20 protein-coding genes and 1 tRNA gene are annotated in these 22,199 nt (G+C 69.8%); 6 read left to right on the top strand and 15 right to left on the bottom strand.

The window, feature by feature from the left end; translation table 11 throughout:
• Nucleotides 1–77 precede the first annotated feature (77 nt).
• The 12 genes from HF024_RS10420 to polA form a co-directional block, all read right to left on the bottom strand.
• The gene (locus HF024_RS10420; protein WP_168689512.1) at nucleotides 78–635 is read right to left on the bottom strand and encodes a hypothetical protein; all 558 of its coding nucleotides are present in this window, start codon (nucleotides 633–635) and stop codon (nucleotides 78–80) included.
• A complete protein-coding gene (locus tag HF024_RS10425; RefSeq protein ID WP_247597072.1) occupies nucleotides 632–2,191 on the bottom strand; it encodes a DUF58 domain-containing protein in 1,560 nt (519 codons plus the stop codon). Before HF024_RS10425 ends, HF024_RS10420 begins: the two co-directional genes overlap by 4 nt.
• Complete coding sequence (locus HF024_RS10435; RefSeq protein WP_168689513.1) at nucleotides 2,188–3,270, bottom strand: MoxR family ATPase; 1,083 nt, start codon at nucleotides 3,268–3,270, stop codon at nucleotides 2,188–2,190. The genes HF024_RS10425 and HF024_RS10435 overlap by 4 nt, the downstream gene beginning before the upstream one ends.
• Nucleotides 3,267–4,022 (bottom strand): hypothetical protein, encoded by a 756-nt coding sequence (locus HF024_RS10440; protein WP_168689514.1) that lies wholly within the window; start codon nucleotides 4,020–4,022, stop codon nucleotides 3,267–3,269. Before HF024_RS10440 ends, HF024_RS10435 begins: the two co-directional genes overlap by 4 nt.
• Entirely contained in the window at nucleotides 4,019–4,738 is a 720-nt protein-coding gene (locus HF024_RS10445) for a DUF4129 domain-containing protein (RefSeq protein WP_247597073.1), read from the bottom strand. Before HF024_RS10445 ends, HF024_RS10440 begins: the two co-directional genes overlap by 4 nt.
• Nucleotides 4,739–4,809: 71 nt before the next feature.
• A complete protein-coding gene (gene uvrB / locus HF024_RS10450; RefSeq protein WP_085367679.1) occupies nucleotides 4,810–6,876 on the bottom strand; it encodes an excinuclease ABC subunit UvrB in 2,067 nt (688 codons plus the stop codon).
• 62 nt (nucleotides 6,877–6,938) lie between these two features.
• Nucleotides 6,939–7,535, bottom strand: coding sequence for a dephospho-CoA kinase (gene coaE / locus HF024_RS10455; protein WP_168689515.1), 597 nt, complete (start codon nucleotides 7,533–7,535; stop codon nucleotides 6,939–6,941).
• A 96-nt stretch (nucleotides 7,536–7,631) separates the two neighbouring features.
• On the bottom strand, nucleotides 7,632–9,086 hold the full coding sequence (gene rpsA / locus HF024_RS10460) for a 30S ribosomal protein S1 (protein WP_085367681.1): 1,455 nt from the start codon (nucleotides 9,084–9,086) through the stop codon (nucleotides 7,632–7,634).
• Between the two features lie 108 nt (nucleotides 9,087–9,194).
• A complete protein-coding gene (locus HF024_RS10465) occupies nucleotides 9,195–10,178 on the bottom strand; it encodes a DUF1731 domain-containing protein (RefSeq protein WP_168689516.1) in 984 nt (327 codons plus the stop codon).
• The gene (locus HF024_RS10470) at nucleotides 10,175–10,804 is read right to left on the bottom strand and encodes a DUF4166 domain-containing protein (protein WP_085367683.1); all 630 of its coding nucleotides are present in this window, start codon (nucleotides 10,802–10,804) and stop codon (nucleotides 10,175–10,177) included. Before HF024_RS10470 ends, HF024_RS10465 begins: the two co-directional genes overlap by 4 nt.
• A 7-nt stretch (nucleotides 10,805–10,811) precedes the next feature.
• On the bottom strand, nucleotides 10,812–12,482 hold the full coding sequence (locus tag HF024_RS10475; RefSeq protein WP_168689517.1) for a DUF885 domain-containing protein: 1,671 nt from the start codon (nucleotides 12,480–12,482) through the stop codon (nucleotides 10,812–10,814).
• 147 nt (nucleotides 12,483–12,629) lie between these two features.
• Nucleotides 12,630–15,302: a DNA polymerase I gene (polA, locus tag HF024_RS10480; protein WP_168689518.1), complete on the bottom strand. Its 2,673-nt coding sequence runs from the start codon at nucleotides 15,300–15,302 to the stop codon at nucleotides 12,630–12,632.
• A 67-nt stretch (nucleotides 15,303–15,369) separates the two neighbouring features.
• Here polA and HF024_RS10485 point away from each other — a divergent pair, with 67 nt between their 5' ends.
• Nucleotides 15,370–15,774 (top strand): hotdog fold thioesterase, encoded by a 405-nt coding sequence (locus HF024_RS10485; protein ID WP_085367686.1) that lies wholly within the window; start codon nucleotides 15,370–15,372, stop codon nucleotides 15,772–15,774.
• A 79-nt stretch (nucleotides 15,775–15,853) separates the two neighbouring features.
• Here HF024_RS10485 and HF024_RS10490 read toward each other — a convergent pair whose 3' ends face one another.
• Nucleotides 15,854–16,459, bottom strand: a complete 606-nt coding sequence (locus tag HF024_RS10490) for a response regulator (protein WP_055894059.1) — start codon at nucleotides 16,457–16,459, stop codon at nucleotides 15,854–15,856.
• Between the two features lie 38 nt (nucleotides 16,460–16,497).
• On the opposite strand from HF024_RS10490, the gene HF024_RS10495 reads away from it, so the two are divergent.
• A tRNA-Leu gene (locus HF024_RS10495) sits at nucleotides 16,498–16,580 on the top strand.
• Nucleotides 16,581–16,707: 127 nt separating this feature from the next.
• The gene (locus HF024_RS10500; RefSeq protein WP_168689519.1) at nucleotides 16,708–18,711 is read left to right on the top strand and encodes a cell wall-binding repeat-containing protein; all 2,004 of its coding nucleotides are present in this window, start codon (nucleotides 16,708–16,710) and stop codon (nucleotides 18,709–18,711) included.
• Between the two features lie 127 nt (nucleotides 18,712–18,838).
• Here the strand turns inward: HF024_RS10500 and HF024_RS10505 are convergent, their stop codons facing one another.
• Complete coding sequence (locus tag HF024_RS10505; RefSeq protein WP_085367689.1) at nucleotides 18,839–19,339, bottom strand: FBP domain-containing protein; 501 nt, start codon at nucleotides 19,337–19,339, stop codon at nucleotides 18,839–18,841.
• A gap of 68 nt (nucleotides 19,340–19,407) precedes the next feature.
• On the opposite strand from HF024_RS10505, the gene trxA reads away from it, so the two are divergent.
• The gene (trxA, locus tag HF024_RS10510; protein WP_085367690.1) at nucleotides 19,408–19,734 is read left to right on the top strand and encodes a thioredoxin; all 327 of its coding nucleotides are present in this window, start codon (nucleotides 19,408–19,410) and stop codon (nucleotides 19,732–19,734) included.
• A gap of 8 nt (nucleotides 19,735–19,742) precedes the next feature.
• Here trxA and HF024_RS10515 read toward each other — a convergent pair whose 3' ends face one another.
• A complete protein-coding gene (locus HF024_RS10515; RefSeq protein ID WP_168689520.1) occupies nucleotides 19,743–20,552 on the bottom strand; it encodes an MBL fold metallo-hydrolase in 810 nt (269 codons plus the stop codon).
• Between the two features lie 52 nt (nucleotides 20,553–20,604).
• On the opposite strand from HF024_RS10515, the gene HF024_RS10520 reads away from it, so the two are divergent.
• On the top strand, nucleotides 20,605–21,639 hold the full coding sequence (locus HF024_RS10520) for an LLM class flavin-dependent oxidoreductase (protein WP_168689521.1): 1,035 nt from the start codon (nucleotides 20,605–20,607) through the stop codon (nucleotides 21,637–21,639).
• Nucleotides 21,640–21,649: 10 nt separating this feature from the next.
• Nucleotides 21,650–22,192 (top strand): sugar O-acetyltransferase, encoded by a 543-nt coding sequence (locus HF024_RS19975; RefSeq protein WP_168689522.1) that lies wholly within the window; start codon nucleotides 21,650–21,652, stop codon nucleotides 22,190–22,192.
• Nucleotides 22,193–22,199: the final 7 nt, after the last annotated feature.

Here is a 22,199-nt window from a genome sequence, read left to right on the forward strand (position 1 = left end):
GATATGTTCGATTGTACCGGTTCATCGACAGACCTGTCACCGCTCGCCGCCGAGTCTATGCCGGACCACCGACATTGCTACCGGGGATCGTCCTGCTGCCCCGCCGGACGGTGCGGACGGCGCAGCAGCAGAGGCGCCGCGACGAGGAAGAGCGCCACGACCGCGACCCCGGTGAGCACCGCCGGCCACACCGTCGCACCGCCCCCGGCACTCGTCGTGAGCGCGAGCAGCCCGACCGCGGCGAGCTGCACGGACACCTGGACGATCACGAACCGCAGCAGCGACGGCAGCAGCACGGCGGGCTGCAGCCGGGCGAGCGGCGGCACCACGAGCATCCACGATGCCGTCAGGTGCAGAGCATGCGCCCCGGCGATCAGCGCGTACACCCGCCACTCGCCGACGGACTGCGGATGCAGCAGCACGGTGAACGCGAGCGCCCCGATGAGGAACCACGCCGTCAGCCAGCGCGGCACCGCGACGGCCGCGGCTGTGAGGGCGAGCGACACGGCCAGCCAGAATCCGGAGTCTGCGACGGTCAGGCAGAGCGCGAGGGCGATGGCGCCGAAGAGGGCACGGACAGTCCACCCGGGAACGGTGACGCCGAGCACGGGTTCTGTGGCGTTTGCGCCGCTCACCGGGACCTCCTCGGCCTGCTCAGCTCGCGGAGGCGCGCATCCCTTGTGCCAGATTCGGCTCCGTTGTCGTCGCTGTCCTGCCAGGCGAGCACGTCGATGCCCGCCGCGGCCAGCCGGCCGAAACGCAGAGCGCGCTCGACCTCGACGACTTTCAGCGCCAGCCGCTCCCTCGGGGGAAGGTCGCGCGTGAGCCTGGCTGGCAGCACATCCACCGCGATCACCCGGTGCCCGGCGGCCCGCCAGACGAGCGCGAGGCGCAGCGGCTGCTCGTCGAGGAACGTCGACATCACGTAGACGAGCGCGCCGGGGGCGAGGATCGGCGCGCGCACCCGCTCGGTGGCCGCACCGCGCGGGCCGGTGAGCTCGACGGCGCGCGACACCCGGTGCAGATGCCTGGCGCCCGCCCGGGGAGGGATGGCGCGGGCAGGGTCCGCCAGGTCGTCGAAGCCGACCCTGTCCCCCGCCGCGACGTACGCTCCGGCCAGCGAGACGACCGCCTCCCGCGCGAGATCCTGCGACGAGACGCCGGGCAGTGGATGCATGGCCGCCCAGTCCGCGACGCTCCCGGTGAGATCGTCCCTGCTGTCGATCACGAACTGGACGGCGGCGTCGGAGGTGGCCATCGTGCGGCGGACGAACAGCTCACCGGCGCTCTGCGCCCGCCGGGCGGTCGCTTTCCAGTCGATGCGGCGCAGCCTGTCCCCCGGCTGGAAACGGTCGACATCCCGGAACTCGCCCCCATCCCCCGGACGCGCCGACGGGTGCGGCCCGGTCAGCCCGATCAGCCGGGCCGGAAGCGGCAGACTCCGCACCGGCACGACCCGCGGACGGACCACCCGGTCGAGCGCGGGCGCCGCCGCGGTGTCGCCGACGAACGACGCGTCTGCGCCGATGACGCGGGCGGTCAGCCGCAGCAGCCGCTGGGGGCCGGAGTGCACGACGACGATGTCGGCCGGGATGCGCGCCGCGGAACGCGGGGTGAGCACGGTATCGAGCGGCGGGCGGTTCGGGAGCGCGATGCGGACGCCGACAGCGTCGATGCGGGTGGGCGCGGTGGAGGTGGGGGTGGTGACGGAGCCGATTGCGCGCACGATGGCGCCTTGAGTGGTGCGGGTGGGCGCGGTGGTCTCGGTCGTGGGGATCGACGGGCTGGTGGAGGAAGCAGGAGCTGCTGGGGAGCGGCCAGTGGACCCGTCGCGTGCGGGCTCGACCGACGCCGAGAACGCGAGCGGGATGCGGTCGCCGGGGCGGCGGTCCCAGCCGTAGGCCGCCGCGATGAGCAACGGGACGCCGACCAGGGCCAGCTCGACCCTGCTCGCGATGAAACCGGCGCCGAGGCAGACGAGCGCGACGACCAGCGCCGCGACGACGGCCGGGCTGAGGTCCCACGGGGTGGCCGCGGTGGTTGCGGGGGTGGCGGCGGGGGTGGCGGCAGCGGTGGCCGCGGTGGCGGCGGTGGCCGCGGCGGCAGCAGTGGTCGCGGAGGCGGCTGGGGTGGCGGCGGTCGTCGGCGTCGTAGGGGCTTGCGACGGGCGGCCCGGCTCCTCGGCGGTCACCCGGGGAGCCCCGCATCCGGGACAGTCGCGCGGGCCGCATCCCGTGCTGCTCCGACCGACGGAGGACCGGGCACCGAGTTGACCACCTCGGTGACCACCTGGGAGGCCTGCACACCGCTCGTCCAGGCTTGGACGGTGAGCGAGAGGCGGTGCGCGAGGACGGGCACCGCGACGGCTTTGACGTCGTCGGGGATCACGAAGTCGCGTCCGGCCATCACGGCGCGAGCGCGCGCGACGAGTAGCAGCCCCTGCGAACCGCGCGGCGACGCCCCCACCTCCACCGACCGGTGACGACGCGTGGCCGCGGCGAGGGCGACGCAGTATGCGGCGATGTCCTCGTCGACGTCGACCAGCTCGACGCCGTCCTGCATGGCACGGAGGGTGGCGGCGTCGATCACCGGCTCGACCGTCGCGACCTCCCTGCGCCTGCTCACCCGCGCGAGCAGCACGCGGCTCTCGCCCTGCGCATCCGGATAGCCGACGCTCAGCCGCACCATGAACCGGTCGAGCTGCGCCTCCGGCAGTGCGTACGTGCCCTCGAACTCGATGGGGTTGGAGGTGGCGACCACGTGGAAGGGCTCCGGCAGCGGGAAGCTCTGGCCCTCGACGGTGACCTGACCCTCGGCCATCGCCTCCAGCAGCGCGGACTGGGTCTTCGGCGAGGTGCGGTTGATCTCGTCGGCGAGGAACAGGCCGGTGAAGATCGGCCCCGGGCGGAAGACGAACTCGGCCGACGCAGGTGCGTACACGAAGGAGCCGGTGATGTCGGCGGGGAGCAGGTCGGGGGTGCACTGCAGGCGCCGGAAATCGAGACCGATGGCCGACGCGATACTGCGCGCGGCGAGCGTTTTGCCGAGGCCAGGGACGTCCTCGAACAGCACGTGACCCCCGGCGAGGATGGTCGCCAGTGCCAGTTCGAGCGCCGGGCGCATCCCGACGACGACGCTGCCGACACGGTCGAGGATATCGCCGCTCAGCCGGGCGATCTCAGCGACGGGGAGCGCAGCGGGACGTGCGGCGGGTCGTGCGGCGGGGAGGTCGCGGGAGGCGGCGGGCAGGTCGGGGGTGGCGGCTGTCATGGGTGCGGCTCCTGGGGCGGGGTGGGGGCGGTGGATGCGATGGGGACGGTGGATGCGATGGGGGCGGTGGATGCGATGGGGGCGGTGGATGCGATGGGGGCTGTGGATGCGGTGGACGCGGTGGGGGCGGTGGATGCTGCGTGTGGCTCGGCTCTGCCGACCGTGTGGTGGTCGCCCCCGTCGCCGTCGGGGTCGACGGGGCCGATCGGGGCTTCGGCGAGGCGGGCGAGGGCGGTGACGATCGCCTCGAAGGTGGCGGGCTTCGGGGACTCGGCGGTGCCCCGGCGGAGGAGACGGACCGTGTCGGGGCCGAGGAGGCGGGCGATCTCGGGGGCGTCTGCGGGGTTGTCGAGGTCGAGGCCGTGGAGTTCGAGGGTGCTGGCCGTGACGGAGCGGAGGCGACGGACAGCCTCGGGCGCGACTCCCCCGCCGCGGGTGTGCAGCGCCCAGCCGAGCTGGGACACGTCGCGGCGGGCACCGTCGCGCGGGAGCACGGGGTCGGGAAGCCAGTCCACTCCCGCCTGCTCGCCGAGAACCGTCGCGCAGGCACCGGCCGCCAGGATGATCGCGGCCAGACCGATGGCGTGCTCGGGGTCGAGGCCGAAGAACCAGGCGACGAAGCCAGCGACTGCCGCGAGCAGGATGCACCCGGCGATGCGCCAGCGGAAACCGACGGAGAACAGGAGACGCCTGCTGGGGGCGCGCGCGGGCGCGAGGTGCTCGGCCGCAGCGGCGCGCTCGTCCCCGGTCACCGCGGGCCTCCGGTTGCGCTGCGGGGCGCCGTGGTCCAGGACGCGCGGAGCGCATCCACTGCGGAGCGGGCGCGGGCGACCTCGTCGGCCGTGACCGGTGCCGCGCTGAAACGCGCGAGCAGGTAAAGGTCGAGGAGGGTGGTGGCGGCGTCGCGGTCGGTGGCGACGCGGACGACGACGCGGGTGGTGAACTCGCCGGGGGTTTCGGCGGGGAGTCTGCGCATCCCGGAGTCTGTGGCCGCCTCTTCGAGTCCGAGCCAGGCGCGTTCGATGGCGTCTCGGGGTTCGCGCGGTTCGGTCAGGCGGTCGTAGGCCAGGTCGAGGCCGCGGCGGACCTGGACGGGTTCCGGGGTCGGCTCATCCTCGGGTGGCGCGTCGCCGAGGGCGTCGGGGAGGAGCGGCAACGCATCCCGTTCCGGGAGGGTGAGACGGCGACGGACCGCTCGCCAGATGAGTGCTGCGACGACGACGAGCACGATCACGGCGGCGGCGACCACGAACCAGGAGATGTCGAACCGCGTGACGTGCTGCAGCTCGCGCGGAGCCGGTGACCCGGAGGCGGTGGGGCCCGTCAGGTTCTGCGGGAGCGGGGGCTGGGATTCCGCGGGAGGGACCCAGCGCATCCCGGAGAAGACCGGGGCGCCCTGCACGGCCAGCGCGACCACGGCGATGAGCGCGAGCGCCGAGCAGGCGAGCAGCATCCGATGACGCTTCATCGCCCCGCCGTCGTCATCGCGCTCACCTTGCCACCGTATACCGGTCGCCCGATGGAGAGCCCGAGGCCCACTCAGCCCAGGTGGCCCGCCTTCTCCATCTGGCGGAGGTCGCGCTTGAGGTCGCCGAGTTCGTCGCGGAGGCGCGCGGCCAGCTCGAACTTCAGTTCGCCGGCGGCGGCGAGCATCTGGCCGTTGAGGTCGGCGATGAGAGCCTCGAGTTCGTTCGCGCCCTGCGCGGCGATGCCGCCCTTGCGGAGGTTGGGCGTCGGGCTCTTCTTCTTCGCCTCGCGGCCGGCCAGCATCGCTGCCGTGTCCGCGCCCTCGCGGGCGAGCACGTCGGTGATGTCGGCGATGCGCTTGCGCAGCGGCTGCGGGTCGATGCCGTTGACCCTGTTGTACTCGACCTGCCGCTCGCGGCGGCGGGTGGTCTCCTCGATGGCGTTCTTCATCGAGTCGGTCAGCACGTCCGCGTACATGTGGACCTGGCCGGAGACGTTGCGCGCCGCGCGGCCGATGGTCTGGATGAGCGAGGTCGACGACCGCAGGAAGCCTTCCTTGTCCGCATCCAGGATCGCCACGAGCGACACCTCGGGGAGGTCGAGACCCTCGCGCAGCAGGTTGATGCCGACGAGCACGTCGTAGACACCCGCGCGCAGCTCGGTGAGGAGCTCGACCCGGCGGAGGGTGTCGACGTCGGAGTGCAGGTAGCGGACCTTGACGCCGGCCTCGGCGAGGAAGTCGGTGAGCTCCTCCGCCATCTTCTTGGTCAGCGTGGTGACCAGGACGCGCTCGTCGCGCTCGACGCGCAGCCGGATCTCTTCGAGCAGGTCGTCGATCTGGCCCTTGGTGGGCTTCACGACGATCTCCGGGTCGACGAGACCGGTCGGGCGGATGATCTGCTCGACGACGCCGTCGGCGATGCCCATCTCGTAGCGGCCGGGCGTGGCGGACAGGTAGACCGTCTGGCCGACGCGGTCTTTGAACTCGTTCCACTTGAGCGGGCGGTTGTCGAGCGCGCTCGGCAGGCGGAACCCGTGCTCGACCAGCGTGCGCTTGCGCGAGGAGTCGCCCTCGTACATCGCGCCGATCTGCGGCACGGTGACGTGCGACTCGTCGATGACCACGAGGAAGTCGTCCGGAAAGTAGTCGAGCAGGCAGTTCGGCGCCTCGCCGGGCTGACGGCCGTCGATGTGGCGCGAGTAGTTCTCGATGCCGGAGCAGAAGCCGATCTGCTCCATCATCTCGATGTCGAACTGGGTGCGCATCCTGAGCCGCTGCGCTTCGAGCAGCTTGCCCTCGCGCTCCAGCTCGACCAGCCGGTCGTGCAGCTCGGTCTGGATGGTGCCGATGGCGCGCTGCATCGTGGCGGGGCTGGCCGCGTAGTGCGTCGCGGGGAAGATCGAGATCGCGTCGACCTTGGAGATGATCTCGCCGGTGAGCGGGTGCAGTGTGTAGATGGCCTCGATCTCGTCGCCGAAGAGCTCGATGCGCACCGCGTTCTCTTCGTAGACCGGGATGATCTCGATGGTGTCGCCGCGCACGCGGAACTTGCCGCGCGAGAAGTCGATGTCGTTGCGCTCGTACTGCATGCCGACGAAACGACGGATGAGCTTGTCGCGCCCGACGTTCTCCCCCACCTGCAGGGCCACCATCGCCTCGAGGTATTCCTCCGCGGCGCCGAGGCCGTAGATGCAGGACACGGTGGAGACCACGACGACATCGCGACGGCTGAGCAGCGAGTTGGTGGTGGAGTGCCGCAGCCGCTCGACCTCCGCGTTGATCGAGGAGTCTTTCTCGATGAAGGTGTCCGTCTGCGGGACGTATGCCTCCGGCTGGTAGTAGTCGTAGTAGGAGACGAAGTATTCGACCGCGTTGTTGGGCATGAGCTCACGGAACTCGTTGGCCAGCTGGGCGGCGAGGGTCTTGTTGTGGGCGAGCACGAGCGTCGGCCGCTGCACCTGCTCGATCAGCCAGGCCGTGGTGGCCGACTTGCCTGTTCCCGTCGCGCCGAGCAGCACGACGTCGGTCTCGCCGGCGTTGATGCGACCGGCGAGTTCGGCGATGGCCTGCGGCTGGTCGCCGCTCGGCTGGTATTCGCTGACGACCTCGAAGGGACGGACGGCGCGCGTGGGTTGCATGTGTCCAGTCTAGGAAGGACCACCGACATTCCTGGCGGTGTGCGCTCTGAGCGGAACGGCTGTCAGCCGCGCAGCCTGTCCCACAGCGCGTCGGTCTGCGCGAGCGTCTGCTCCAGGGTGCCGTCGGTGTCGATCACCACGTCGGCAACCGCCAGACGCTCCTCGTCGGTCGCCTGCGAGCCGACCCTGCGCCGTGCCTCCGCCTCGTCCGTCCCCCGCAGCTCCACCAGCCTCCGGATGCGCGTGTCCGCGGACGCGTGCGCCACCACGATCAGATCGAACGGGTACTCGTTGGCCGACTCGACCAGCAGGGGCACGTCGTAGACGACGACGGCATCCGGATCGGCCTCCCCCGCCGCACGGAAACGCTCGGTGGACAGGTCGAGCACCGCGGGGTGGGTGATCGCATTCAGCCGCAGCCGCGCATCCTCGTCGGCGAAGATGATCGCACCGAGTGCCGGCCGGTCGAGGCTGCCGTCCCCGCGGATCACCTGCGGCCCGAACGTCTCGGCGATCTGCGCGAGCGCCGGGGTGCCCGGCTCGACCACCTCCCTCGCGATGCGGTCGGCGTCGACGACGACGGCCCCGTGTTCGGCGAGGCGGCGGGCGATGGTCGATTTGCCGGAGGCGATCCCACCGGTGAGTCCGATCAGCTGCACCAGACCATGCTAGCCGCGTCGTGCCGCCGCCGGCACGCTCGCGTTAACGCCGGAACGGCCGGCCCCGTGAGGGACCGGCCGTTCCGGATGAACCGCTTAGGAGTTCGAGCTGAGCTTCTCGCGCAGAGCGGCGAGCGACTCGTCGTCGGCCAGCGTTCCGCCCGAGGTGGACTCGGAGGTGAAGGTCGAACCGCCGGTGGACGCGGTGCCCTCGGCTGCGGCCTCTTCGAGACCCTTGGCGACCTGCTTCTTGTGGGCCTCCCAGCGAGCCTGGGCTGCAGCGTAGTCCTGCTCCCACTTCTCGCGCTGGGCCTCGAAGCCTTCCTTCCACTCGTTCGTCTCGGGGTCGAAGCCCTCAGGGTACTTGTAGTTGCCCTGGTCGTCGTACTCCGTGAGCATGCCGTAGAGCGCCGGGTCGAACTCGGTGCCCTCGGGGTCGACGCCCTCGTTCGCCTGCTTCAGCGAGAGGGAGATGCGACGACGCTCGAGGTCGATGTCGATGACCTTGACGAAGACCTCGTCGCCGACCGAAACGACCTGCTCGGCGAGCTCGACGTGCTTGCCGGACAGCTCCGAGATGTGCACGAGGCCCTCGATGCCGTCTGCGACGCGCACGAACGCACCGAACGGAACCAGCTTGGTGACCTTGCCCGGTGCGACCTGACCGATCGCGTGGGTGCGGGCGAAGACCTGCCACGGGTCCTCCTGCGTCGCCTTGAGCGACAGCGAGACGCGCTCGCGGTCCAGGTCGACCTCGAGGATCTCGACGGTGACTTCCTGACCGACCTCGACGACCTCGGAGGCGTGCTCGATGTGCTTCCAGGAGAGCTCGGAGACGTGGACGAGACCGTCGACGCCGCCCAGGTCGACGAACGCACCGAAGTTGACGATCGACGACACGACACCCTTGCGGACCTGACCCTTGTGCAGGTTGTTCAGGAACGTGGTGCGGCTCTCGGACTGGGTCTGCTCGAGCAGGGCACGGCGCGACAGGACCACGTTGTTGCGGTTCTTGTCGAGCTCGAGGATCTTCGCCTCGATCTCCTGGCCGAGGTACGGCGTGAGGTCACGCACGCGGCGGAGCTCGATGAGCGACGCCGGGAGGAAGCCACGGAGGCCGATGTCGACGATGAGTCCACCCTTGACGACCTCGATCACGGTACCGGTGACAACGCCATCGGCTTCCTTGATCTTCTCGACGTCGCCCCACGCGCGCTCGTACTGCGCACGCTTCTTGGACAGGATGAGGCGGCCTTCCTTGTCCTCCTTCTGGAGAACGAGCGCCTCGACGGTGTCGCCGACCTCGACGACCTCGGTGGGGTCGACGTCGTGCTTGATGGAGAGTTCGCGGGAGGGGATGACACCCTCGGTCTTGTAACCGACGTCGAGGAGGACCTCGTCGCGGTCGATCTTGACGACGGTACCTTCGATGAGGTCTCCGTCGTTGAAGAACTTCAGCGTCTTTTCGACCGCGGCAAGAAAGTCTTCAGCAGATCCGATGTCGTTGATGGCGACCTGCTTGGGTGCCTTGTCGGTCGTTGCGGTTGTCATGTAGTGAGTGCTCCGTTATGGACATAATTCAGGCCGGTCGCGATAGTGCTTCTGTTTTGTTCCGCGAACGGCAGGCGGATAGAGGTGCCACAAATGTGACAGTCCAGTCTAGCTGTGTAATGCGGTGGGCGGCAAGCCGCGGGCGGCGACGATCTCGGCGAGTGCCGGCTCGAGGTCCGGTTGAGCGAATTCGTAGCCGGCTTCGAGCAGCCGTTCCGGCACGACCCAGCGGCTTTTCAGCACGAGTTCGGTCTCGGTGCGGATCGCGATCGAGCCGACCTCGAGCATCCACCGGTATGCCGGGAACCCGAACGGCACGCCCAGGACGCGTCGCAGCGTGGCCATGAAGGTGCGGTTGTCCGTGGGGTTCGGCGACGACACGTTGACAACGCCGTCGAGCTCCGGATGCGCGCGCACGAACTCGATGACACCCAGCACGTCCCGGATGTGCACCCAGCTGAACCGCTGCCGCCCTCCGCGGGCGCGGAACTCGTGGAAGGTGCCGGCATTCCTGCGCGCGGCCGTCGCGAACCACGGCCCGTCGACCTGCGGGCCGCCGAGCCCGAACTGCGCGAGCCTGATCAGCGGGGCGAGCGCGCTCCCGTCGCCGAGCACGATGGCCATCCGCAGCGCGACGCGGCGGGTGTACGGCAGGTCTCGCTCGAAGAACGCCCTCTCCCACGCCGTGGCGACGTTCACCGAGAATCCCGTGCCGAGTTCACCGCCGCGCTCGGTCATCGCGCGGTCCTCCGCGTGACGGTAGATGGTGGCGGTGGACGAGTTGATCCAGAGCGGAGGAGGACTGTCGCTCGCGGCGATCGCGTCGCCGATGGCCCTGGTGGTGTCGAGCCGCGAGCGGAACACCTCGGCGCGGTTGGCGTCCGTGTAGCGGCAGTTGACGCTCTTGCCGGCCAGGTTGACGACCAGGTCGGCACCGTCGACAACCCGCCGGATGCTGTCCTGGTCGGCCCAGGTGGCATCAGTGCCTCTGCGTCCGATGGTCTGCACGACGGCCCCGGATGCGCGGAACGCCTCCGTCAGGTACGGGCCGATGAATCCGGATGCCCCGGCGATGACGATGCGGTGGCTCACGCGTCCCGCTCCCCCTGTTCGATCTGATAGCGGAACGTCCCCGCGTATTCGTAGAGCCTACCGACGCCCGGCAGGTCGAGCCTGATCGAGACGAGCTGTGCATCCCGTTCGTCGTCGTAGCGCTCGGTGAGCTGCACCCGCGGAGCAAGCAGCCGCGGCACCGGGATGCGCGCCCTCCCGAGCAGGAACGCCACCCTGGTGGACGTGAGCGTCAGCCCGCCGTCGATCACGGCGGCGGCGAAGTGCGCCGACACGCGGGCGGGTCGGCCGAGCGTGTCCACGATGACGCCGCCGTCGACGGTGATCTCGTCGACCATCGCGCGTCGCCCGGAGGCGAGCAGGAAGACCCGCGTCGCTCGCACGGACGGGACGCCGCCGGCCGTCACGCCGGGCGCGTTCCACACTGTGAATGCCACGTCGTGCTCCCACACGGGGAACACGACGTGCGCCCTGGCGAGCACCGCCAGTGCAGGCCACAGCCAGCGCCGGGGCGTGCCGACCGTGTCGAACACGCCCCGGCCGAAGCCGTGACCACCCTCCGGGATGCCGTCGAAGTACGCCTTCAGCCGCGGATGCAGGCCGTCGAAGGCGTCACCGAGGACGACCCGGTACGGCGAGGTCGCCATCCGGTGCTCAGTCGAGCAGGGCCGACTTCAGGGTGTCGAGGCCGACACCGCCGATGTCGAGCGCCTTCTTGTGGAACGCCTTGATGTCGAAGGACGCCCCCTCGCGACGCGCGTACTCGTCGCGCAGCTGCTCCCAGATGCGCTGACCGATCTTGTACGACGGCGCCTGGCCGGGCCAGCCGAGGTAGCGGTTCACCTCGAAGCGCACGAAGCCGTCGTTCATGTTCACGTTCTCGCCGAGGAACTGGAAGGCGTACTCCCCCGTCCACGGGCCGGAGCCGTCCGGCAGCTGCTTCTCGAGGTGCACGCCGATGTCGAGCACGACGCGAGCGGCGCGCATCCGCTGACCGTCGAGCATCCCGAGCCTGTCGGCCGGGTCGTCGAGGTAGCCGAGCTGCTCCATCAGGCGCTCCGCGTACAGGGCCCAGCCCTCCGCGTGGCCCGAGGTGCCCGCGATGCGGCGCCAGGAGTTGAGCTGCGCCTTGTTGTAGGTGGCCTGCGCGATCTGGAGGTGGTGGCCTGGGACGCCCTCGTGGTAGACCGTGGTCAGCTCGCGCCAGGTGTCGAACTCGGTGACGCCCTCCGGGACGCTCCACCACATCCGGCCGGCGCGGGCGAAGTCGTCGCTCGGGCCGGTGTAGTAGATGCCGCCTTCCTGGGTCGGCGCGATCATGCACTCGAGCCTGCGGATCTCGGTGGGGATGTCGAAGTGCGACTTACCGAGCTCCTCGATGGCGCGGTCGCTGGTCTCCTGCATCCAGCGCTGCAGGGCGTCCGTGCCGTGCAGTTTGCGGCTGGCGTCGCCGTCGAGGAACTCGATGGCCTCCGCGACGGTCGCTCCCGGCTTGATCTCGCGCGCGATCGACTCCTGCTCCGCGACCATGCGGGCGAGTTCCTCGATGCCCCACTCGTAGGTCTCGTCGAGGTCGACCGTGGCGCCGAGGAAGCTGCGCGAGGCGAGGGCGTAGAGCTCGCGGCCCACCGCATCCTTCTCGGGGGCGTGCTGCGCGAGCTCGTCCTTCAGGAAGCCGGCCAGCTTCGCGTACGCGGCCGCCGACTCCTTCGCGCCCGCTGCCAGATCGGCGGAGAGGGATGCGGGAAGCTCGGCGTCTCCGGCCTTCGCACCCTCGGTGAACTCGAAGAAGAAGCCGGTGTCCGCCACCTGCTTGTTCGCCTGCGCGAGCACCTCGCGCACCTGCCGGATGGCCGGGACGTTCCCGCTCGCGATCCCGCTGCGCAGGGTCTCGATGTAGCCGTCCATCGCGGCGGGCAGATTGTGCAGCCGCTTCGCGATGTTGGCCCAGTCGTCTTCCGTGTCGGTGGGGACGAGGTCGAAGATGTCGCGCAGCTCCTGGGCCGGAGAGGCGATCACGTTGAGGTCGCGCTGGTTGAAACCGGCCTCGTGCTTCTCGACGGTGAGCTGCAGGTCGCGGGTGAGGTCCATCTTGGTGACCCTGTCGATGTCGTCGACGGGCTCGGCGGCCTGGATCTTGGCCAGGGTCTCCCTGACCTTGCCGACGGCCTGCTCGGCACCGGCCGGCGAATAGTCGGCGTACTCGCCCTCCCGGCCTGGGCGGCCGAGCCAGACGTGGAACTCCGGATACAACTCGAGCTGGGTGTCCACCCACTCCTCGGCGATCGTGTCGACCGGAGTGGGTGTGCGGTTCTCTTCTGTCATACCTCGACCCTATTGCGGCACCCCGCCTCCTCACCATGCCCGATCCGCGAGATGCCAGGAACTGTCGCGAAACGCCCGGGATTCGCGTCAGTTGCTGGCATCTCGCCGGGCCGCCGGAGGCGGGCAGGATGGGCAGGAGCCGCAGGGTCAGTGGGCCGCCGCGTCCCAGTTGGGACCGCGGCCGACCTGCACGTCGAGCGGCACGCGGAGGTCGGCGGCGTGCGCCATCCGGTTGCGGACGATGCCCTCCAGCGCGTCCCACTCGCCGCTCGCGACCTCGAAGATCAGTTCGTCGTGCACCTGCAGCAGCATCCGGGATTCGAGCTTCTGGTCGATCAGGTCCCCCGCGATGCCGAGCATCGCGATCTTCATGACGTCGGCAGCCGAGCCCTGGATGGGCGCGTTCAGCGCAGCGCGCTCCGCGTTCTCGCGCAGCACCCTGTTGGTGCTCGTGAGGTCGGCGAACGGGCGGCGGCGTCCGAAGATCGTCTCGGTGTACCCGTCGACGCGGGCCTGCTCGACGACGTTGCGCAGGTAGTCGCGCACGTTGCCGAACCGCTCGAAGTAGTCCGTCATCAGCTGGCGCGCCTCGGACGTCTCGATGCGCAGCTGCTTCGACAGCCCGAACGCGCTCAGCCCGTATGCGAGGCCGTACGACATCGCCTTGACCTTCGACCGCATCGTGGAGGTGACTTCCTCCGGCGCGACGCCGAAGATGCGGGCGCCGACGAACCGGTGCAGGTCTTCCCCGGCGTTGAACGCTTCGATGAGGCCGGGATCTTCGGAGAGGTGCGCCATGATGCGCATCTCGATCTGCGAGTAGTCGGCGGTCAGCAGCGTCTCGAACCCCTCGCCGCTGCGGATGGCGGAGCGGATCTCCCTGCCCTCCTCGGTGCGGACCGGGATGTTCTGCAGGTTGGGGTCGTTGGACGAGATGCGGCCGGTGCTCGTGCCGGTCTGGTCGTAGGTGGTGTGGATGCGCCCATCCGGCTCGACGGCGCGCTCGAGCGTCTCGACGATCTGCTTGAGCTTCGTCGCATCCCGGTGCTGCAGCAGCAGACCGAGGAAGGGGTGCGGGTTCTTCTCCTGCAGGTCGGCCAGAGACGCGGCGTCGGTGGAGTATCCGGTCTTGGTGGAGCGCGTCTTCGGCATCTGCAGGTCGTCGAAGAGCACCTGCTGCAGCTGCTTGGGCGAACCCAGGTTGACCTCGCGCCCGATCTCCGCGTATGCGCGGGCGGCGTAGTCGTTGGCTTTGTCTGTCAGCTCGCCGCGGAGACGCGCGAGCACCTCGCTGTCGATGCTGACACCGGTGAGCTCCATCTCGGCGAGCACGGCGACGAGCGGCAGCTCGATGTCGTCGAGCACGGCACGCGTGCCGTCGTCGAGCGCGATCATCTGCGCCTCGGCGACCCTCCGCATGTACCAGGCCTCGGTCGCCGGGCTCACCGCATCCGTGAGCGCGACCAGCTGGTTGGGGTCGGACACCGGCAGCGTCTCGCCGAGCACCTCGTACACCTGCTCGGCGAGCGACTGGGCGGCAGCGCCCGGACGCACCAGCCAGGATGCGATGCTCGTGTCGAAGGCGAGCCCGTCCACGATCAGCCCGGCGCGGCTCATCGCCTTGAACTGCGGCTTGGCGCGGAAGAAATACTTGGGCGCGCTGCTCGCGAACCACTCCTCGAGGGCGTCGTAGTCCTTGCGGCCGGCCGCCCACGGCACGTACACCGTGTCGTCGTCGGCGGCGAGACCGAATCCGGTGACGCCGGCCGGGCCGAGCTCGACCTGCACGCCCACGGCGTTGCCGTCCGCCGACGCCTTGGCCAGCCAGTTCGCGAGCTCCTCGTCGACCATCGTGCGCACCGGCGGGATGGCGATGGCGCCGGTCTCGATCGCCGCGCTCGCTCCGGATGCGCCGTCCAGCTGGCCCTCCTCCGCCGCGGTCTTGAGCAGCCGGTCGAGCAGGGTCTTGAACTGCAGCTTGGCGAAGATGTCGCGCACGGCGTTCTCGTTGAGCGGGCGGCGCTCGAGGTCGGCGGGGCCGACGGGCAGGTCGACGTCGGTCAGCAGCTTGTTGAGGCGGCGGTTGCGGAGCGCGTTCTCCTGCTGGTCGCGCAGGTTCTGCCCGACGACGCCCTTGATCTCGTCGGCGTGGGCGAGGAGGTTCTCGACGGTGCCGTACTGCTGCACCCACTTGACCGCCGTCTTCTCCCCCACCTTGTCGATGCCGATGAGGTTGTCGCTGGTCTCGCCGACGAGAGCGGCGATCTCCGGATACTGGTGCGGCTCGATGCCGTAGCGCTCGCGCACGGCGGCGGGGTCGTAGACCTTCAGCTCCGAGACGCCGCGGACATTCGGGTAGAGCAGTGTGACGTCGTCGTTGACCAGCTGGATGGTGTCGCGGTCGCCGGACACGATGAGCACCCGGTATCCCTGCTCGGCCCCCTGCGCGGAGAGCGTGGCCAGGATGTCGTCGGCCTCGTAGTCCTCCTTGGCGATGGTCGTGATGTTCATCGCGTGCAGCGCCTCTTCCAGCAGCGGGATCTGCCCGACGAACTCGGACGGCGTCTCGCCGCGGGTGCCCTTGTACTCCGGGTACTCCCTCGTGCGGAAGGAGTATCGCGAGATGTCGAACGCCACGGCGATGTGGGTCGGACGCTGCTGGGAGAGCAGGTTGATGAGCATCGCGATGAAGCCGTGGATGGCGTTCGTGTGCTGGCCTTCGCGGTTGACGAAGCTGTCCACCGGGAGCGCATAGAAGGCGCGGAATGCCAGCGAATGGCCGTCGATGATCAGGAGGGTAGGCTTTTCGGAGTCTGACACCAGGACAGCCTACAAGGCACCTGTGACACCCAGACGACCGGACAGACGAAGGTGAGAAAGGCCGCCGATGACCGAGGACGCGCTCGCATACGTGAACCAGAGGGGCCTCGGCAAACTGGCCGAGAAGATGGGGATCGAGATCCTCGAATTCACCATCGAACGGGCCGTGGCCAGGATGCCCGTCGAGGGCAACCAGCAGCCGGCCGACCTCCTGCACGGCGGCGCGTACGTGGTGCTCGGCGAGTCCCTCGGCTCGATGTCCGCCAACCTGCACGCCGGCGCCGACCGGCTCGCGGTGGGCATCGAGATCAACGCGACGCACACCCGCTCGGCGACGAGCGGCTATGTGACCGGCGTGTGCACCCCCATCCACCTGGGGCGGACGCTGACGACGCACGAGATCGCGGTCACCGACGAGCAGGGCCGCCGCTGCTCGACCATCCGGATCACGAACCTGATCAAGGATCGCTGACGCCAGCATCCCCCGCACGAACACAGAAGCGCGGCCCCGGATGTACCGGGCCGCGCTTCTGAACGTTCTGGGCTCTGTTCTACTTCTTCGGAGCGAGCTGCTCGATGATCGCCTGGGCGACGTCGTGCATGGTGAGGCGGCGGTCCATCGACGCCTTCTGGATCCAGCGGAACGCCTCGGGCTCGGTGAGGCCCATCTTCTCGTTGAGGAGGCCCTTCGCGCGGTCGACGAGCTTGCGGGTCTCGAAGCGCTCGACCATGTCGGACACCTCGGCTTCGAGGGCGATGATCTGGGCGTAGCGCGCGAGAGCGATCTCGATGGCGGGCAGCAGGTCGTTCGGCGTGAACGGCTTGACGACGTATGCGAGGGCTCCCGCCTCCGTCGCGCGCTCCACGAGCTCCTTCTGGCTGAACGCGGTGAGGAGGACGACGGGGGCGATGTGGCCCTTCGAGAGGCGCTCGGCCGCGGAGATGCCGTCGAGCTGGGGCATCTTGACGTCCATGATCACCAGGTCGGGACGCAGCTCGGTGGCCAGCGCGACGGCGGTCTCGCCGTCTCCGGCCTCTCCGACGACCTCGAATCCGTTGTCACGGAGGATCTCGACGATGTCGAGCCGGATGAGGGATTCGTCTTCGGCGACGACGACGCGCCGTGGTGCGGTGGGTGTAGCTTCCTGGTCAGTCACGGACAAAAGCCTACGGTATTGTTCAGGTGTTGTTGTGCGCCGGTGTGGCGGAATGGCAGACGCGGAGCACTCAAAATGCTTTGTCCGAGAGGGCGTGTGGGTTCGAGTCCCACCACCGGCACAATGACCTGGCCCCCGGAAACGCACCCCCGGATGTGGGGACAGCCCGCGCGTAGGGCTGTGCATCGGCCGAACCTCAACTAGTCTGCCTGGGACCGCACCGACAGGCGGTCAGGGGAGAAACAACCATGCGTTCCAGGCTCAGGGTCGGCCTTGCCACGACCTTCACACTCGTGACGACGGTCGGTCTCGTCGTGGCTGGAGCTCAGCTCCCCGCCACTGCGGCGCAAGAGCCGTCGCCGTCACCGTCCACGACATCCACGTCGCCTGCGGCACCTGCTTCCGGTTCGGAGGCGGCGCCCACCGCTGCTCCGACCGCGCAGCCGACGACGACACCCACACCGGATGCGGCACCCGCCACTCCACCGGCAGCAGCCCCGGATGCGAGCGCGCCCGCAGCGCCCGCGCCCACCGCAGCAGCGCCCGGTTCGACCGTCGCGGCCGATCCCGCCCTCGCGGAGATGAACGCCGCCCGCAACCACTCGATGGGTTCGACGTTCTCGCTCAGCGGTGCTGCCGCCGACGCGGCAGCGGGCAACGATGCGGGAAGCCAGGCGCGCACGTTCAGCGCTGCGGCCACCACGTTCCCGCCCGGCGTCCGCGGTCTGGACGTCAGCGGCTGGCAGACCAACATCAACTGGAACCAGGTCTGGGCGGACGGCGGACGCTTCGCGTACATCAAGGCGACGGAGGACCTCGACTACAAGAGCAGTCAGTTCTCCACGCAGTACAGCGGCGCGTACAACGTCGGCATCATCCGCGGCGCCTACCACTTCGCCACGCCGAACACCTCGTCGGGCGCCGCGCAGGCGCGCTTCTTCGTGCAGAACGGCGGAGGCTGGTCGGCGGACGGCCGGACCCTGCCCCCACTGCTCGACATCGAGTTCAACCCGTACGGCGGCAGCAACACCTGCTGGGGCCTGAGCGCTCCGCAGATGGTCGCCTGGGTCGCCGACTTCGTGAACACCGTCACGGCGATGACCGGCATCGCGCCCGCCATCTACACGAACACCAACTGGTGGAACCTGTGCACGGGCGGGAGCGCGGCCTTCGGCGCGTACCCCCTGTTCGTCGCCAACTACTCCAACATCAGCACCCCTCCGCTTCCGCCGGGCTGGGGCTCGTACACGATCTGGCAGTTCGCGAACGGCGTCGGGCCGTTCCCCGGAGACCAGGATGTGTTCAACGGCTCGCTGAAGGACCTGCAGGCGTTCGCCCTCGGCAACCGTCTCGCCGGCGCCGACGCATTCGGCACGAGCGCGGCATTATCGTCCACCTTCTCCCCCGGCGTCCCCGTGGCGTACGTGGCGTCCGGATACAACTACGCGGACGCGTTGGCCGGGGGCCCGGCCGCCGGTAAACAGCGCGGACCCGTGCTGCTGGTGCAGCCGTACGGCGTCCCCGACGTGATCGCGACGGAGCTCAAACGCCTGAGACCGGCGCGCATCGTGGTGCTCGGCGGTCCGACGGCGATCTCGGACGGCACCGTGTCCGCGCTCCGCGCATACACGTCCGGCGGGGTGACCAGGCTGGCGGGCTCCGACCGGTTCGAGACCAGCGTCGCCGTGTCGAAGAGCGCCTTCGGGGCGAATCCGTCCGTCGCGTACATCGCGACAGGGATGAACTTCCCGGATGCCCTCACCGGCGCCTCCGTCGCGGCGGGCTCCGCGCACAGCGGGCCGCTCCTGCTCGTGACGAGTGTGAGCATCCCGCCCAGTGTCGCCGGCGAACTGCAGCGGCTGCGTCCGGGCAAGATCGTGGTGCTCGGAGGGACGGACGCGATCAACACGTCCGTCGAGGCGGCGCTGAAGTCGTACACGTCCGGCTCCGTCACGCGCATCTCCGGGGACGATCGGTACATCACCAGCGCGAAGGTGTCCCAGGCGAACTTCGCGCCAGGCGTTGCCGCCGCGTACATCGCGGTCGGGACGAACTTCCCCGACGCGCTCTCCGGGGCTCCGGTCGCCGGCATCGCGAACGCGCCGGTGCTGCTCACCCAGTCGACGGCCATCCCGCAGTCGATCGCCGCTGAGCTGACCCGCCTGAAGCCGAAGAAGATCGTCATCCTCGGCGGTTCGGCTGCCGTCAGCGCCTCGGTCGCCGCAGCGCTGAACGGCTACGTGGTGAAGTAGGGCTCCGTCCGGTCATGCCGGGCTCTGAGCGCGCATCCGGATCTTCCGGGCGGCGCGCCAGGGTCCGGCGTTTCCGTGCCCGGCCCGGAGTCACCGGCCCGATCCAGCGGCCGCGACAGCGGATGCGTCAGATGCGCGCGCCGACGACCGTGGCCGCGAAGCGCCGTGCCCGCTCGGCGAGCCCGGCGATCCTGTCGGCGACCACCGTGTCGGCGTCGAACCCGACGTACGCGGGAGGCGGCGTCCTCCGCACGTTCTCGCTGCACTCGAAGCCGCCGCACAGCATCGTGCCCACCGTGTCGCCGTTGCGACCGGCCTGCCCGGCCCTCCTGGCCACGTAGAGGTACACGTCGCGGGTGGCGTGCACATCCTGGCACCAGCCGCACATCGACGGCGCGTGCGACCGCATCGACGCGTCGGAGGCGCGCAGCACGATGCCCACCGGGCCGTTCTCGGTCGGCACCACCACATAGCCGCGCTGCGGGATGCGCGGGTCGCGCCAGCCGAGGTACTCCCGCCTCGACCAGTCCACCTCGTGCATGCCGGGCGGCAACGGCAGCTCGGCCGCCTCGCTCCTCGAACAGTTGACGAACGACTCCCGGATCTGCTCCTGGGTCAGTGTCTCCATGCGCACCTCCGGATTCCATGCTCGCACAGCTTGACCCTGACCCAGAGGTCACGGTCTAGCCTCGCCGCATGACAACACTCAACGCCGTCACAGACGCCACATTCCCGGAGGCCGTGCTCGCCGCATCCGGAACCACCATCGTCGAGTTCTGGGCGGAGTGGTGCGGCCCATGCCGCGCGCTCGGCCCCATCCTGGAACAGCTCGCCGACGAACACGCCGACCGCATCAGCATCGTGAAGATCAACGCGGACGACAACCCGCAGGCCTCGGCCACCTACCGTGCGATGTCGCTGCCGGTGATGAAGGTCTTCCAGAACGGCGAGGTGGTGAAGACCATCGTCGGGGCGAAGCCGAAGCCGGCGCTCGAGTTCGAGCTGGCCCCGTATCTCGCGTAGGTCGCCGCTCAGGTGAGTTCGTCGAACACGCCGCTCACCCAGCCGATGTAGCGCTCGGCCGAGCGCAGCACCGCCGCGCGCGCATCCACGGGCACCACGTTGCCCAGGTTGCCGTACAGCCGGGCGAACGGCCGTTCGCAGACCCTGTCGGCCGTCCGCCGCACGACGGCGGCCGACAGCGGGATCGCATTCGGGAAGCTGCGCATGAACGTCACCCAGCGCTGCGACGGGCCGGGGAACACCGTGTCTCCTGCGAGCACCACCCCGCGGTCCCAGTGCACGATCGCGCTGCCGGGGAAATGGCCGCCGATCGTGCGCAGCGTCACGCCGGGCAGCACCTCCTCGTCTCCGCTCCAGGTCCGGATGCTCGGCTCGTCCCGCTGCACCCAGTCGCGGTCGGCAGTGTGAACCAGCACGGGCGGGTCGCCGAGCATCCTGGACCAGGAGGTCTGCGCACCGAACATGTGCGGGTGACTGGTGGCGATGACCGCGACGCCGCCGAGATCCTGCACGGCAGCGGCCGCGGCTTCGTCGACGTAGCCCGTCGGGTCCCAGAGCAGGTTGCCCTCGGGCGTGCGCAGCAGCATGCTCTGCTGGCCGATGCCGATCTTCGGCTCGGACCGCAGCGCGTACAGGTCGGGCTCGAGCTCGGTGACGGTCACCCGCTCCCCCGCACGCTGCAGCGCCTGCAGCGACGTCCACTCCTGCCCGCCGGGCGGCACGTACTGCCGCTCGTCCTCGCAGATCGGGCACGAAGCGGGAGGTTCGTCTCCCGCGGGGAACTCCACGGCGCACGCAGCGCACAACCAGTCGACCACCCTGCGACGATACGCCGCGGCAGGCGACCTGCGGAATACCCGGATCGGGGGCATGATTGTGTTCACTGTGAAACGCATCGGATTCCTCTCCTTCGGCCACTGGCAGCCGATCCCCGGCTCGGTGTCGCGCACGGCGGCGGACGCTCTGCAGCAGACCATCGAGCTGGCGGTCGCCGCCGAGGAGGTCGGCGTCGACGGCGCGTACGTGCGCGTGCACCACTTCGCCAGGCAGCTGGCGTCTCCGTTCCCGCTGCTCGCGGCGATCGGCGCCCGCACGAGCACCATCGAGATCGGCACGGGCGTGATCGACATGCGCTACGAGAACCCGCTCTACGCCGCGGAGTCCGCAGCGGCGGCCGACCTGATCAGCGGCGGGAGACTGCAGCTCGGCATCAGCAGGGGGTCACCGGAGACGGCGCTGCACGGCTACGAGTCGTTCGGCTACGTGCCGGCGGAGGACGAGTCCGACGCCGACATGGCGCGCCGCCACACCGAGGTGTTCCGCGCCGCGATCGCCGGGGCCGGGATCGCGATGTCCAACCCGCAGATGACCGGCGTCTCGCAGCCGCTCGCCATCGAGCCGCGCTCTCCCGGCCTGGACGAGCGCATCTGGTGGGGTGCCGGCAGCCGCGCCACGGCGGTGTGGACGGCCGAGCAGGGCATGAACCTGATGAGCTCCACCCTGCTCACGGAAGACACCGGGGTGCCGTTCGACCAGCTGCAGGCCGAGCAGATCCGGATGTTCCGGGATGCCTGGCGCGACGCAGGTCACGAGCGCGAGCCCCGCGTCTCGGTCAGCCGCAGCATCATCCCGATCATCGACGACGAGACCCGCCGCTACTTCGGAGCGAGCGCCGTGGCGGAGTCGAGCGACCAGGTCGGTCACCTCGACGGAGGACTCGCCCGATTCGGCCGCAGCTTCGTCGGCGAACCGGACGTGATCGCGGCCGCGCTCGCGGCGGACGAGGCCGTGCAGGCGGCGGACACGGTACTGGTGACGGTGCCGAACCAGCTGGGCGTCGAGTTCAACGCGCGCATCCTGGAGTCGATCGTGCGGGATGTCGCGCCGGCAGCCGGGTGGCGATGAGCGGTCGGCGATGAGCGGCGAGCGGCTCATCCCGCGGCGCACCCCCGAGTCGCGGGCGGTGACGGAGCGGGTGCAGACCGTGCTCGGTCTCACGTCGCGGCTCAACGCTCTTCCGTTCACGGACGAGCCCGGGCGGGCGGCGCTGCTGAGCGAGATCATCGGCGGCCCGCTCCCCGCCGGGCTGACCGTCTATCCCCCGTTCTACTGCGACCACGGACTCGGGCTCACCCTCGGTGAGCGGGTGTTCGTGAACCAGAACTGCTCGTTCTACGACATCGGCGGCATCACCATCGGCGACGGCACGATGATCGGCCCCGGCGTCACGCTCAGCACGGCCGGGCATCCCGTCGCGCCGTCCGAGCGCTACGACGGCATCACCGCCGCGCCCATCGTGATCGGCGCAGAGGTCTGGATCGGCGCGAACGTGACCGTGACCCCCGGGGTGACCATCGGTGACGGCGCCGTGATCGGGGCCGGCGCGGTGATCGCGAAGGATGTCGCACCGCGGACCGTCGTCACGGCGGGCAGCCAGGTGGTGCGGAAGGTCCTCTAGCGGCCCG

It is taken from the genome of Leifsonia sp. PS1209, assembly GCF_012317045.1.
Taxonomy (GTDB): domain Bacteria; phylum Actinomycetota; class Actinomycetes; order Actinomycetales; family Microbacteriaceae; genus Leifsonia.

Bases quoted from the DNA above. Each gene is read 5' to 3' on its own strand.
- uvrB (WP_085367679.1), bottom strand. From the start codon at position 6,876: ATGCAACCCACGCGCGCCGTCCGTCCCTTCGAGGTCGTCAGCGAATAC.
- HF024_RS10435 (WP_168689513.1), bottom strand. From the start codon at position 3,270: ATGACAGCCGCCACCCCCGACCTGCCCGCCGCCTCCCGCGACCTCCCC.
- HF024_RS19975 (WP_168689522.1), top strand. From the start codon at position 21,650: ATGAGCGGCGAGCGGCTCATCCCGCGGCGCACCCCCGAGTCGCGGGCG.
- trxA (WP_085367690.1), top strand. From the start codon at position 19,408: ATGACAACACTCAACGCCGTCACAGACGCCACATTCCCGGAGGCCGTG.
- HF024_RS10485 (WP_085367686.1), top strand. From the start codon at position 15,370: ATGACCGAGGACGCGCTCGCATACGTGAACCAGAGGGGCCTCGGCAAA.
- HF024_RS10520 (WP_168689521.1), top strand. From the start codon at position 20,605: ATGATTGTGTTCACTGTGAAACGCATCGGATTCCTCTCCTTCGGCCAC.
- HF024_RS10470 (WP_085367683.1), bottom strand. From the start codon at position 10,804: ATGGCGACCTCGCCGTACCGGGTCGTCCTCGGTGACGCCTTCGACGGC.
- HF024_RS10445 (WP_247597073.1), bottom strand. From the start codon at position 4,738: ATGAAGCGTCATCGGATGCTGCTCGCCTGCTCGGCGCTCGCGCTCATC.
- rpsA (WP_085367681.1), bottom strand. From the start codon at position 9,086: ATGACAACCGCAACGACCGACAAGGCACCCAAGCAGGTCGCCATCAAC.
- HF024_RS10505 (WP_085367689.1), bottom strand. From the start codon at position 19,339: ATGGAGACACTGACCCAGGAGCAGATCCGGGAGTCGTTCGTCAACTGT.
- HF024_RS10500 (WP_168689519.1), top strand. From the start codon at position 16,708: ATGCGTTCCAGGCTCAGGGTCGGCCTTGCCACGACCTTCACACTCGTG.
- HF024_RS10475 (WP_168689517.1), bottom strand. From the start codon at position 12,482: ATGACAGAAGAGAACCGCACACCCACTCCGGTCGACACGATCGCCGAG.